10 protein-coding genes are annotated in these 12,450 nt (G+C 74.8%); 6 read left to right on the top strand and 4 right to left on the bottom strand.

Annotated features, from left to right (window positions below; all coding sequences use genetic code 11):
• Positions 1-36: 36 nt before the first annotated feature.
• Positions 37-795 (bottom strand): SDR family NAD(P)-dependent oxidoreductase, encoded by a 759-nt coding sequence (locus tag QRT03_RS03765; RefSeq protein ID WP_286051158.1) that lies wholly within the window; start codon positions 793-795, stop codon positions 37-39.
• Positions 792-1,853 carry a hypothetical protein gene (locus QRT03_RS03760; protein WP_286051157.1) on the bottom strand — a complete coding sequence of 354 codons (1,062 nt, stop codon included), beginning with the start codon at positions 1,851-1,853 and terminating at the stop codon, positions 792-794. Before QRT03_RS03760 ends, QRT03_RS03765 begins: the two co-directional genes overlap by 4 nt.
• An 84-nt stretch (positions 1,854-1,937) precedes the next feature.
• Here QRT03_RS03760 and QRT03_RS03755 point away from each other — a divergent pair, with 84 nt between their 5' ends.
• From QRT03_RS03755 to QRT03_RS03740, 4 genes are read left to right on the top strand one after another with little or no spacing between them, the layout of a single operon-like run.
• The gene (locus QRT03_RS03755) at positions 1,938-3,584 is read left to right on the top strand and encodes an ABC-F family ATP-binding cassette domain-containing protein (protein ID WP_286051156.1); all 1,647 of its coding nucleotides are present in this window, start codon (positions 1,938-1,940) and stop codon (positions 3,582-3,584) included.
• A gap of 57 nt (positions 3,585-3,641) precedes the next feature.
• The gene (locus QRT03_RS03750) at positions 3,642-3,869 is read left to right on the top strand and encodes a hypothetical protein (protein ID WP_286051155.1); all 228 of its coding nucleotides are present in this window, start codon (positions 3,642-3,644) and stop codon (positions 3,867-3,869) included.
• On the top strand, positions 3,826-5,307 hold the full coding sequence (locus tag QRT03_RS03745; protein ID WP_286051154.1) for a sensor histidine kinase: 1,482 nt from the start codon (positions 3,826-3,828) through the stop codon (positions 5,305-5,307). The genes QRT03_RS03750 and QRT03_RS03745 overlap by 44 nt, the downstream gene beginning before the upstream one ends.
• Positions 5,304-5,957, top strand: coding sequence for a response regulator transcription factor (locus QRT03_RS03740; protein ID WP_286051153.1), 654 nt, complete (start codon positions 5,304-5,306; stop codon positions 5,955-5,957). Before QRT03_RS03745 ends, QRT03_RS03740 begins: the two co-directional genes overlap by 4 nt.
• A gap of 3 nt (positions 5,958-5,960) precedes the next feature.
• On the opposite strand, the gene QRT03_RS03735 is transcribed toward QRT03_RS03740, so the two are convergent.
• Positions 5,961-6,293 (bottom strand): hypothetical protein, encoded by a 333-nt coding sequence (locus tag QRT03_RS03735; RefSeq protein ID WP_286051152.1) that lies wholly within the window; start codon positions 6,291-6,293, stop codon positions 5,961-5,963.
• Positions 6,294-6,442: 149 nt separating this feature from the next.
• On the opposite strand from QRT03_RS03735, the gene QRT03_RS03730 reads away from it, so the two are divergent.
• A complete protein-coding gene (locus tag QRT03_RS03730) occupies positions 6,443-7,972 on the top strand; it encodes an MFS transporter (RefSeq protein ID WP_286051151.1) in 1,530 nt (509 codons plus the stop codon).
• Positions 7,973-8,120: 148 nt separating this feature from the next.
• Here the strand turns inward: QRT03_RS03730 and clpB are convergent, their stop codons facing one another.
• Positions 8,121-10,715, bottom strand: coding sequence for an ATP-dependent chaperone ClpB (gene clpB, locus QRT03_RS03725; RefSeq protein WP_286051150.1), 2,595 nt, complete (start codon positions 10,713-10,715; stop codon positions 8,121-8,123).
• 394 nt (positions 10,716-11,109) lie between these two features.
• Here clpB and QRT03_RS03720 point away from each other — a divergent pair, with 394 nt between their 5' ends.
• On the top strand, positions 11,110-12,447 hold the full coding sequence (locus QRT03_RS03720) for an FAD-binding oxidoreductase (RefSeq protein WP_286051148.1): 1,338 nt from the start codon (positions 11,110-11,112) through the stop codon (positions 12,445-12,447).
• Positions 12,448-12,450: the final 3 nt, after the last annotated feature.

Raw genomic sequence — 12,450 nt, 5'->3', positions numbered from 1 at the left:
GACCGATCGGTCCGGTTCGCGTCGTACGTCCGGTTCTCAGCCACGCCCCGTGGCGCTGCGGCGGGCGATCCGGCGAATGAGGCCGAGGGGCGCCACGCGGGCGAACACGACGATGCCCTTGTAGAGCGGGTGCGGGACGGAGAGCGCCTTCGCGTTCGCGAAGTCGGCCAGGGCGGTCCGGACGACGTAGTCCGGCTCCATCCAGGCGAAGCCCGGGCCGGTCCGCGCCTGGCCGAAGCGCTCGTGGAACTCGGTCTTCACGAACCCGGGGCAGAGGGCCATCACGTGCACCCCGGTCCCGGCCACGACCCGCGCCAGGCTCTGCGACAACGTCGTCACGTAGGCCTTGCCCGCCCCGTACACCGAGCCCCGGCCGGGAAGGAAGCCCGCGACGCTGGACACGTTCAGCACGCCGCCGCGATCCCGCGCGATCATCCCGGGCAGCGCGACGCGGGTGAGCCGCAGCACCGTGGTCACGTTGACCTCGTGGTTCGCCGCGAGGACGTCGAGGTCGGTGTCGACGAACTCGCCCGCGGTGCCGTACCCGGCGTTGTTCACCAGCAGATCGACGGGTCGTTCGTCGTCGGTGAGGCGTTGCTCGACGGCGAGCCGCGACGTCGGGTCGGCGAGGTCGGCCACGAGCACCTCGGCGCCGCCGAGGCGGTCGGCGAGCGCCTGCAGCCGGGCCTCGTCGCGGGCGACCAGCACGAGGTCGTAGCCGGCGGCGGCGAGCTGGACGGCGAACTCGGCCCCCAGGCCGGAGCTCGCCCCCGTCACGAGGGCGGTACCCGTCACCGGCCGCGGAACTTCCCGCTGCGCCACGTGCTGCCCTGCGAGGAGCGCGGCTCGTCCCGGCGGCCCTGGTCCGGGTCCGGGTCGTCGCTCTCGAGGTCGTAGGGGATGTCCGCGGGCCGGTCCCGGTGCGTCGGTCGGCCGTCGGTGTAGGGGCTCGTGTCGTCGTCGCCGGCGGCGAAGCGCTCGAGCTCCTCGTCGTAGTCGAGGTCGTCCTCGTCGTCGCCCGCCGGCCGCTTCCCCTCCGCGGGGACGGGGCGCTCGACGGTGGTGGTCGGCGCGTCGTCGTCGCGTTCCACGGTCTCGGTACGCGACTCGTCGGCGGGGCTGCCGACCGGTGGGATCGAGCGCTCCGGCTCCCGCTTCCCGACGACGGTGGTGGGCGCGTCGTCGCCGTCGGGCTCCGGCCGGTCCGTGTCGCCCGGGCCCCCCTCGACGGCCTCCTTGATCGCGGCGGACACCTCGACGAGGGACTCGATGAGGCCCTCCACCCGGTCCGGGTCGGCGTCGGGCTCGATCGACGCGAGCACCCAGGTGTCCTCCGCCCAGACCAGCGGCACGTCGGCGCCCACGCGGTCCGCGGCGTCGGTGACGCGGCGGGTCAGCAGGCGGCGGCCCTCGAGGGCGTTCGAGACGAACGCGTAGCGGCGGCCGACCTGCCCGAGGTTGTCGAGCTCGTCGTCGTCGGGACGGGGAGACTCGGGCAGGCGCAGCTCGATCGCGACCGGCACCGCGACCGTCCCGCGCACCGCGGCGATCGTCGAGACGGTCCGCCCGTCCTGCTCCTGGTCGAAGATGCATCCCAGACGGCGGCCGCCGGGGCCGGGCACGGCCCCCGTCGCCACGTCGTAGGCCTGGCGGGGGCCGTCACCGCGCAGCGTCCCGTAGCGCCACGCGTGCGGCGGCGAGGAGAGCGCGTCGGTGAACTCCCAGCCCTTGGACGCCGCCCACTCCCGTCGGTCGTTGCCACGACGTTCCGGACGGGCGCGGTCGTACCAGAGCAGCAGCGCACCGCCGGCTGCGGCGACGAGCGCCACGACGAACCAGATCCAGGCAGGCACCCGCCGAGCGTAGGCCCGTGACCCACCCCGGCGGGGGAGGACACTCGGAGTGACCATGCTTTTCCCGGGGCTACGCTCGCCACGGTGAGCGCCACCCTCGTCGCCCGCGACGTCTCGGCCGTCCACGGCGCCCGCACCGTCTTCTCCGGCGCCGACCTCACCATCGGGGCCGGGGACGTGGTCGGGCTGGTCGGCGCGAACGGCGCCGGCAAGTCGACGTTCCTGCGCATCCTCGCGGGGCTGGAGAAGCCGGACACCGGCACCGTCGAGCTCGCGCCGCCCACGGCCACCGTCGGGCACCTGCCGCAGGAGCCCGCTCCCCGCCCGGGCGAGACGATCGAGGGCTTCCTGGCCCGGCGGACCGGGGTCGCGGCCGCGCAGGCCGAGCTCGACGCGGCCACGGCGGACCTCGAGGCCGGAGGTGACGGCGAGCGCTACTCGGTGGCTCTCGAACGCTGGCTCGACCTCGGCGCCGCCGACCTGGCCGACCGGGTCCCCGAGGTGGCCGACGACCTCGGGCTCGCGCTCGGGCTGGACACCCCGATGACGACGCTCTCCGGCGGCCAGGCCGCCCGCGTCAACCTCGCCGCCCTCCTGCTCGCCCGCTTCGACGTGTTCCTGCTCGACGAGCCGACCAACGACCTCGACCTCGCCGGCCTGGAGCGCCTCGAGCGGTTCGTGCGGGAGCTGCGCGCCCCGACCGTGGTGGTCAGCCACGACCGCGAGTTCCTCGCCCGCACCGTCACCGGCGTCCTGGAGCTCGACCTGGCCCAGCAGCAGGTGGACTCCTACGGCGGCGGGTACGAGTCCTACCTCGCCGAGCGTGCGGTGGCCCGGCGGCACGCGCGGGAGGCCTACGACGAGTACGCGGACAAGCGCTCCGCCCTCGAGAGCCGCATGCAGACGCAGCGCAACTGGCTCGAGCACGGCGTCCGCAACGCGCGCCGCAAGGGGGCCGGGAAGTCGGACAACGACAAGAACGCGCGCAAGGTCCGCACGGAGTCCACCGAGAAGCAGGCGTCGAAGGTCGCGCAGTCGCAGCGGCGGATCGAGCGCCTGGAGGTCGTCGAGGAGCCCCGCAAGGAGTGGGAGCTGCGGATGACGATCGCGGCCGCACCCCGGTCGGGCACGGTGGTGGCCGCGCTGTCCGAGGCGGTCGTGCGGCGCGGCGACTTCACGCTCGGGCCCGTCACGCTGCAGCTCGACCACGCCGACCGCGTCGTCGTGACCGGCGCCAACGGCGCCGGGAAGACCACCCTGCTCGGGCTGCTGCTGGGTCGGATCGTTCCCGACGCCGGGTCGGCGCGGCTCGGGTCGGGCGTCGTCATCGGGGAGGTGGACCAGGCCCGCTCCCTGTTCGCCTCCGGCACGCTGCTCGACGCGTTCTCCCGCGAGCCGGAGGTCGACCGGTGGCCGACGGCGGAGGTCCGCACCCTGCTCGCCAAGTTCGGGCTGGGCGCCGAGCACGTGCACCGACCGGCCGACTCGCTCTCCCCCGGCGAACGCACCCGGGCCGCACTCGCCCTGCTGCAGGCGCGCGGGGTGAACCTGCTGGTGCTCGACGAGCCGACGAACCACCTCGACCTGCCGGCGATCGAGCAGCTGGAGTCCGCGCTCGAGTCGTTCCCGGGCACCGTCCTGCTGGTCACCCACGACCGCCGCATGCTCGACACGGTGCGCACCACCCGGCACTGGCACGTGGAGTCCGGGCGGGTCACCGAGGCCCGATGAGAGTCTTCTCATCGGCGCGTCATCGTCGGCTCATCGGCGGCCCCGACGCTCGGGACCATGCGCTCCCGCCTCGCCGCCGCCCTGCTGCTCGTGGCCCTCGGCGGTCTGGCCGCCTGCGACACCTCGGGCGCGCCGCCCCTGCCGGCCCCGGTCTCGGTGCCGTCGGCGGTCCCCGGGGCCCCCGCACCGGACTCCGACGACGACGGCACGGTCGCGCCGCCGCCGGCCGGGCAGGACCAGGATGACGACGGTCCCGACGACGACGGGCCGGACGACGACAACTGAGCGACGGGGGCGGCTCTCCGCCCGTCTCCGGATCGTCGCCTGGGTGCTGCTGGTGGTGCTGGCGAGCCTGGCGCTGGTCACCGTGGTGACGTGGCGCCTGTCGGTCCGCGAGACCGACGCCCGGATGGACGCGGCGCTGCGCACCGAGATCGACGAGTTCACCGGCCTCACGGCCTCCGGCCGGGACCCGTCGCCGGGACGGCCCTTCGGGACGGTGGACGCCGTGCTGCAGACCGCCATCACCTACAACCTGGCCCGGCCGAACGAGAAGTTCCTCGGCTACGTCGACGGGGTGTTCCGCTTCCAGAGCCGGCAGGCGAGCCCGGTGCTGCTCTCCGCCGACCCGGCCTTCACCGCGCTGGTCGGCCCGGTCACCGCTCCCACGTCCGGCACCTACGCCAGCGCCGCCGGCGAGGTGCGCTACCTCGCGGTGCCGGTGACCCTCGCGGGCACACCGGCGCGCGGCGTGCTCGTGGCCGCCTACTTCGCGGACCAGGAACGGGCGGCGGCCGACGACGCGGCGCTGCTCATGGTCGGGGTCGGCGCCGTCACCGCCCTGCTCGCGGCCGGTGGCGCGTGGTTCGTGGCGGGCCGCATCCTCGCGCCGGTCCGCTCCGTGGCGCGGACGGCCCGCACGATCACCGAGACCGACCTGTCGGCCCGCATCCGGGTCACGACCGGCCGCGACGAGATGGGGGACCTGGTGACCGCGGTCAACGCGATGCTCGACCGCCTCGAGGCCGGCGCCGCCGAGCAGCGCCGCTTCGTCGACGACGCGGGCCACGAGCTGCGGACCCCCATCACGATCGTGCGCGGCCACCTCGACGTCGTGGACGCCACCGACCCGGACGACGTCCGCGAGGCCCTGGCCCTGGTCGACGACGAGCTGGACCGGATGAACCGCATCGTCGCCGACCTGCTCGTCCTGGCGAAGGCCGAGCAGCCCGCGTTCGTGCGCCCGGAGCCGACCGACGTCGACGCGCTGGTCGAGGAGACGCTGGCCAAGGCCCGGGGGCTCGGTGACCGCCACTGGGGGATCGTGACGTCGGTCGGCGGGCTCGTCCAGGCGCTCGACGCGCAGCGGATCACCCAGGCGCTGCTGGCGCTGGCCGACAACGCCGTCGCCCACACCGTGCCGGCCGACCGCATCGTGCTCGGCGCCGCGATGAGCGGCGGGGTGCTCGAGCTCCGGGTCTCCGACACCGGGATCGGCGTGGCGGACGCCGATCGGGACCGCATCTTCGCCCGCTTCGCCCGCGGCGGCGGGGCCCGGCGCTCCGAGGGCGCCGGACTCGGCCTCGCCGTCGTCGGCGCCATCGCCGCGGCGCACGGCGGCCGCGTCGCACTGTCCGACGGGGTCGGCGCGGGCCGGCCCGGCGAGAGCGGTCCCGGCGCCACCTTCACCCTCGTCATCCCGTACCGGGCGGAGTGGTCGTGAGCAGCATCCTGATCGCCGAGGACGAGCCCCGGATCGCGTCGTTCGTCGAGAAGGGGCTGCGGGGCGCGGGGTTCGCCTGCACGACCGTCGGCGACGGCGTGGCCGCCCGTGACCAGGCCCTCTCCGGACACTTCGACCTGCTCGTCCTCGACATCGGGCTGCCCGGGATGGACGGCTTCGGCGTGCTGTCGGAGCTGCGCGGCTCCGGGTCGCGGCTCCCCGTGATCGTGCTGACCGCCCGCGACTCGATCACCGACACCGTCGCCGGCCTCGAGGGCGGCGCGGACGACTACATGGCCAAGCCGTTCCGCTTCGAGGAGCTGCTGGCGCGGGTACGTCGACGGCTGGCCGACTCGTCGGGCGAGGTGACGGTGCTGCGGCACGGCTCGCTGTCGCTGGACGTGCGGACGCGGCAGGCGACGGTGGACGGGGTGGTCGTGGACCTCTCGGCGCGCGAGTACGTGCTGGCCGAGACGTTCCTGCGCCACCCCGGGCAGGTGCTCTCCCGCGAGCAGCTGCTCTCCCGGGTCTGGGGCTACGACTTCGACCCGGGCTCCAACGTCGTCGACGTCTACGTCCGCTACCTGCGCCGCAAGATCGGCGCCGACCGCATCGCCACCGTGCGTGGCATGGGGTACCGGCTCGTCTGAGAGTCAGTCGTCCCAGCGGTCGTCGTCGTCCAGGTCGTCCACGTCATCCCGGTCGTCGTCGCGGTCGTCCAGGTCGTCGTCGCGGTCGTCCCGGTCGTCGTCGCGGTCATCGATGTCGTCCCAGCGGTCGTCGTCCCAGCGGTCGTCCGCGTCGTCGCCGACCGGCGGGGCGGGGACCGGAGCCGGCGGCGCGATCGGCGTGTCCGCGGACATCTCGGTGATGCCCGGGACGGCGACGCCGGCCGGCAGCGGGGCGTCGTCGCCCCCGGCGCAGCCGGACAGGAGGACGGCACCGGCGGCGGCGACGCCGAGGGCGAGCAGGCGGGTGCGGGTCATGGCTGGTCTCCCGGTGATCGGGGCGGGCACCTCGCCCGCCGTCGAGAACCACTCTCGGGACCGGCGGTGAGCCCTCCGGGAGACCGCGATGAGGCTGCTCTCATCGCATGAATTCCTAAATCAATACTTGTCTGTTAGTTTCTCGGACCATGACGAACCGACGAGCATGGACCGGCCTCGCCGTCCTGGCCCTGCCGACGTTGCTGCTGTCGCTCGACATGAGCGTGCTCTACCTCGCGCTGCCGGCGATGAGCGCGGACCTCGACCTGGGGCCGACCGAGCAGCTGTGGGCGATGGACGTCTACGGCTTCATGATCGCCGGGTTCCTGGTCACGATGGGCACGCTCGGCGACCGCATCGGCCGTCGACGGCTGCTGCTGATCGGGGGCGCGGCGTTCGCGGTCGCCTCGGTGGTCGCCGCCTTCGCCGACTCCGCGGCCACCCTGATCGCGGCCCGGGCGGTCCTCGGCATCGCCGGCGCGACGCTGATGCCGTCGACCCTCGCCCTGATCAGCACGATGTTCACCGACCCGCGGGCCCGGGCGAGCGCGATCGCCATCTGGATGAGCTGCTTCATGGGCGGCATGACCGTCGGGCCGCTCGCCGGGGGCCTGCTCCTCGAGACGTTCTGGTGGGGTGCGGCGTTCCTGCTCGGGGTGCCGGTGATGGTCGTGCTGCTGATCGCGGGCCCGCTGCTGCTCCCCGAGGCCCGCGACGAGGCCGCCGGCCGGCTCGACCTCGCGAGCGTCGCGCTCTCGCTCGGCACCGTCCTGCCCGTGGTCTACGCGCTCAAGGAGTTCGCGACGGCGGGTCCCGCGCTCGCTCCGCTCGCCGCCCTCGTGGTCGGCCTCGGTGTCGGCGTGCTGTTCGTCCGGCGGCAGCTCCGCCTCGAGGACCCGCTGCTCGACCTCCGCCTCTTCCGTCGCCGCGCGGTGTCCGGTGCGCTCGGGCTGAACCTGGCGGGCGGGGTCGTCATGGCCGGGACGTTCCTGCTCGCGACCCAGTGGTTCCAGCTCGTCGCGGGCCTCTCCGTCCTGCAGGCCGGCCTGATCCTGGCACCACTGCAGCTCGCGATGATCGTGGCGACGAACGCCGCGCCGCGCCTCGCGGGCCGGGTCCGCCCGGCCTTCGTCATCGCCGGCGGCCTCGCGCTCGCGGCCCTGGGCCTGGTTGCCCTGACCGGGCTCGCCGCCGACAGCTCGCCGTGGCTGCTGGTCGGCGCGTTCCTCGTGACGTCCATGGGTGTCGCCGCGCCGGCCGCCCTCGGCACCGACCTCGTCGTCGGGTCGGTGCCCCCGGAGAAGGCGGGCTCGGCGGGCGCGCTGTCGGAGACCAGCGGCGAGATGGGCATCGCCCTGGGCGTCGCCACCCTCGGCAGCCTCGCCGCCGTCGTCTACCGCTCGACGCTGGACCTCCCGGCCGGCACCCCGACCGCGACCGCCGACGCGGCTGCGCAGAGCCTCGAGACCGCGGCGCGTACCGGCGATCCGGGCGTGCTCGACGCCGCCCGCGAGGCCTTCACCACCGGGCTCGCGACGACGGCGGGCGTGGGCGCAGTCGTGTTCCTGGCGCTGTGCGGTGTCGCGATCTGGGCGCTGCGGGCCGTTCCGCCGATCACCGCGGTCGCCCCCGACGACGAACCGGAGCCGGTGCCTGCGGCCGAGCCGGTCGCCGCCTGACGCCTGGCCCGGGAACGAGCGAAGGGCCCCCTCGGTCGATCTATTCGACCGAAGGGGCCCTTCGCTCAACCGGGACCGGACTGGCGGTGGGCGCCCCTCGCCCGTCTATCCGACCAAAGGGGCCCTTCGCTCGACCGGGGGCCGGGGATCAGGCCCGCGTGACCGTCAGCGCGCCGGTGCCGTGCTCGGCGTCCTTGTCGAGGTCGACCCGCACGGTGTCGCCCTCGCGGACCTCGCCGCCGAGCAGCTCGCGGGCCAGCTGGTCGCCGATCGCGGACTGCACCAGTCGGCGCAGCGGGCGCGCCCCGTACAGCGGGTCGAAGCCCTGCAGCGCCAGCCACTCCTTCGCGGCGTCGGAGACGTCGAGGGTGAGCCGGCGGCCGGCCAGGCGGGCGGCCAGGCGCTGGATCTGGATGTCGACGATGGAGGTCAGCTCCTCGGTCGACAGCGCGTGGAACACCACGACGTCGTCGAGCCGGTTGAGGAACTCCGGCTTGAACGACCGCTTGACCACCTCCATGACCTTGTCCCGCCGCCCGGCGTCGTCGAGCGCGGAGTCCATCAGCGCCGCGGAGCCGAGGTTCGAGGTCAGCACGAGGATCGTGTTGCGGAAGTCGACGGTGCGGCCCTGGCCGTCCGTCAGGCGGCCGTCGTCGAGGACCTGGAGCAGCACGTCGAACACGTCCGGGTGCGCCTTCTCGACCTCGTCGAGCAGGACGACCGCGTACGGCCGCCGCCGGACGGCCTCGGTGAGCTGGCCGCCCTGGTCGTAGCCGACGTAGCCGGGGGGCGCACCGACGAGCCGGGCGACCGAGTGCTTCTCGCCGTACTCGCTCATGTCGATGCGGATCATGGCCCGCTCGTCGTCGAAGAGGAACGCGGCGAGTGCCTTGGCCAGCTCGGTCTTGCCGACGCCCGTGGGGCCGAGGAACAGGAACGAGCCGGTGGGACGGTCGGGGTCGGAGATGCCGGCCCGGGTGCGGCGGACGGCGTCGGACACCGCCCGGACCGCCTCGGCCTGACCGACGACGCGGCCCGCGAGCTCGTCCTCCATGCGCAGCAGCTTCTGGGTCTCGCCCTCGAGCAGCCGCCCGGCGGGGATGCCGGTCCAGGCGGAGACGACGTCGGCGACGTCGTCCGGACCGACCTCCTCCTTGAGCATGACGGGGCCCGCGGCGGCCGACGCCTCGTCGGCGGCGGCGAGCTCCTTCTCCAGCGCCGGGATCCGGCCGTAGCGCAGCTCGGCGACCTTCGCGTAGTCACCGTCGCGCTCGGCGCGGTCGGACTCGCCGCGCAGGGCCTCGAGCTGCTCCTTGAGGTCGCGCGAGGAGTTGATCGACTCCTTCTCCCCCGTCCAGCGAGCGGTGAGGGCGGTGAGCTCCTCGCGGCGCTCGGCCAGCTCGGCGCGCAGGGCGGTCAGCCGCTCGGCCGACGCGGCGTCCGACTCCTTGGCCAGCGCCATCTCCTCGATCTCGAGGCGGCGCACCGCGCGCTCCACCTCGTCGATCTCCACCGGGCGCGAGTCGATCTCCATGCGCAGGTGGGACGCGGCCTCGTCGACGAGGTCGATCGCCTTGTCCGGCAGGAAGCGCGCGGTGATGTACCGGTCGGAGAGCGCCGCCGCCGCGACGAGGGCGGCGTCGGTGATGCGCACGCCGTGGTGCACCTCGTAGCGCTCCTTGAGGCCGCGCAGGATGCCGATGGTGTCCTCCACCGACGGCTCGCCCACGAGGACCTGCTGGAAGCGGCGCTCCAGGGCCGGGTCGGACTCGATGTGCTTGCGGTACTCGTCCAGCGTGGTCGCGCCGACCATCCGCAGCTCGCCGCGCGCCAGCATCGGCTTGATCATGTTGCCGGCGTCCATGGCGGACTCCCCGGTCGCCCCGGCGCCGACGATCGTGTGCAGCTCGTCGATGAAGGTGATGACCTGGCCCGCGGAGTCGGTGATCTCGCCGAGGACGGCCTTGAGCCGCTCCTCGAACTCACCGCGGTACTTCGCGCCGGCGACCATCGAGCCGAGGTCCAACGCGACGACGCGCTTGTCGCGCAGCGACTCGGGCACGTCGCCCGCGACGATGCGCTGCGCCAGCCCCTCGACGATCGCGGTCTTCCCGACGCCGGGTTCTCCGATCAGCACCGGGTTGTTCTTCGTGCGGCGCGACAGCACCTGCACCACGCGCCGGATCTCGGCGTCCCGCCCGACGACGGGGTCGAGCGCGCCGGACCGGGCCCGCTCGGTGAGGTCCTGCCCGTACTTCTCCAGGGCCTGGAAGGTGCCCTCGGGATCGGCCGACGTGATGCGCGTGGAGCCGCGGACCTTGCCGAACGCCTCCTGGAGCGCCTCCGGCGTCGCGCCGTGGCGGGTGAGGACGCCCGCGGTCCGGCCCCCGGCGGCCGCGATCCCGACCAGCAGGTGCTCGGTGGAGACGTACTCGTCGCCCATGTCGGCCGCGAGCTGCTGGGCGTGCGCGAGCACCCGGGCGGAGTCACCGTCGAACTGCGGCGCGGACACGTTCGACCCGGTCGCGCTCGGCATCGACGCGACCAGGCGCTCGGTCTCGCCCCGGACGGCGTCCGGGTCGGCCGACACGGCGCGCAGCAGCGGGAGCGTGATCCCGTCGGTCTGGTCGAGGAGGGCGACGAGGAGGTGCGCCGGCGACACCTGGGGGTGTCCGGACGCGGTGGCGGCGCGGACCGCGGCGGACACGGCCTGCTGGGTCCGCGTCGTCGGCGAGAAGTCCATCGGGGCTGACCTTTCGGGGCTGAGCTTTCGGGGATGGGGGTGGTGACGCCGGGCGTCGTGACTCTCGTGGGGTCCAACCTACCCAGAGTTGAGCGTATTCCGCTCAAGTCTCCGGAGCTTTCTCCGATTCGTTCCCGCGCATCAGCACCCACGGTGACGACGCAACGTCGGTTCGCCGGGTCTCGGCACGCTCTGTCATGATGCTCCGGACCCGGGCGAGGGACGGGACCTCGCCGGGGGCACGGAGGGAGTCGGCATGTCGGCGGAACCAGCCGAGCCGATCGGCCCAGTCGAGCGCGGCGGTCGCACGGCCGCGGACGGCGGGACGGCGGCCGATCGGCCGCGTCCCCGACCCCGCCCGTCGGCCGATCGGCCCGCCCGCATGCTCCGGCTGGTGCCCACCGCGACGCGGCCGGGTGCGCCGTCGGCGGCCACGACCGTCCTCCCCGCCGCGACCACCGACGCCCCGCCCGCGGATGCCTCGCCCGCCGACGCCCCGCCGACCACGGCCCTGGCCACCCCGGTCACGGTGCCGCCCCCGACCACACCGCTCCCGGCCACTCCGCTCCCGGCCCAGGAGCCCGCGGCCCCCGCCGTCGACCTCGTCGTCGTGCGCGCGGGCGAGGCCGTCCGCGCGGTCTGGTCGCGCGTCGCGGACTGCGAGGCCGACCTCGCCCACTGGTTCGGCGCCCTGCTGTTCAGTCTCGCGCCGCGCCTGCGGGAACACTTCCCCACCCAGGCCGACCCCGCCGCCCGGCGCCTGCTCCGGACCACGGTCACCGCGATGTCCGCGGTCGACCGCCCCGGGGAGCTCCCGGTGGCGGCCGGGGCGCTCGCCCGGGAGCTGCGGGCCCTCGACCTCGACGAGGCCGCCGACGAGGCCCTCGGCGTCGCCCTGATCGGCGCGGTCCGTGAGTTCGCCGGGGACCTGTGGGCCCCGGGCGCGGACGACGCCTGGGTGCGCGCCTTCTCGCTGGCCGCCGCCCCGGCGCGGGAGGCCGCCGCGGCGCTGCCCGGCGTCGTCGGGGCGACGGTCGTGTCGCACCGCCGGTTGAGCTGGGACCTCGCGGTCGTCGAGGTCGAACCCGACGTCGCCGTGCCGTTCCGGGCCGGGCAGTCGGTGACCGTCGAGATCCCGCAGCGCCCGCGCCTGTGGCGGCACCTCACGCCGGCCGGCGCGCCGCGCGCCGACGGCCGCCTGGAGTTCCACGTGCGCGCCGTCGACGGCGGGTGGGTCAGCCGGTCGCTGGTCGCGCACAGCCGCTGCGGCGAGCGCTGGCGCATCGGCCCGGCCGAGGGCGGGACCGTGGTCGACCCGGGCGCCGAGCGGGAGCTGCTCGTCGTCGCCGGCGGCACCGGCGCCTCGGTGGCCCTGGCCCTGTGCGAGGACCTGGTCGGCCAGGCCGCGGCGGGCGTCGACGTGCGCCCCACGACCGTGATGGTCGGCGGACGGACCCCCGAGGACCTGCACACGTTGGACCGCTTCGCCGACCTCGCGGTGGGCGAGCCGTGGCTCGCCGTCGTGGGGGTCTGCGAGTCCGACCCGCTCGACACCGAGCTCGCCCCGGGCAGCGTCGTGGACGCCGTCGCGCGCTCCGGCCCGTGGCTGGAGCACGACGTCGTGGTGGCCGGCTCGCCCGCGATGACCCGGGCGACCACGGCCGCCCTGCTGGTCGACGGCACGCCGCTGGACCGCATCCACTACGACCCCTTCACCGACGACGGGTCCTGAGCC

Origin of the sequence: Actinomycetospora termitidis, from assembly GCF_030286555.1 — a bacterium.
GTDB lineage: Bacteria > Actinomycetota > Actinomycetes > Mycobacteriales > Pseudonocardiaceae > Actinomycetospora > Actinomycetospora termitidis.
Note: the sequence above shows the minus strand (reverse complement) of the source record. Positions and strands in the feature narration are given on the sequence as shown.

Bases quoted from the DNA above. Each gene is read 5' to 3' on its own strand.
- QRT03_RS03730 (WP_286051151.1), top strand. From the start codon at position 6,443: ATGACGAACCGACGAGCATGGACCGGCCTCGCCGTCCTGGCCCTGCCG.
- QRT03_RS03750 (WP_286051155.1), top strand. From the start codon at position 3,642: ATGCGCTCCCGCCTCGCCGCCGCCCTGCTGCTCGTGGCCCTCGGCGGT.
- clpB (WP_286051150.1), bottom strand. From the start codon at position 10,715: ATGGACTTCTCGCCGACGACGCGGACCCAGCAGGCCGTGTCCGCCGCG.
- QRT03_RS03735 (WP_286051152.1), bottom strand. From the start codon at position 6,293: ATGACCCGCACCCGCCTGCTCGCCCTCGGCGTCGCCGCCGCCGGTGCC.
- QRT03_RS03745 (WP_286051154.1), top strand. From the start codon at position 3,826: ATGACGACGGTCCCGACGACGACGGGCCGGACGACGACAACTGAGCGA.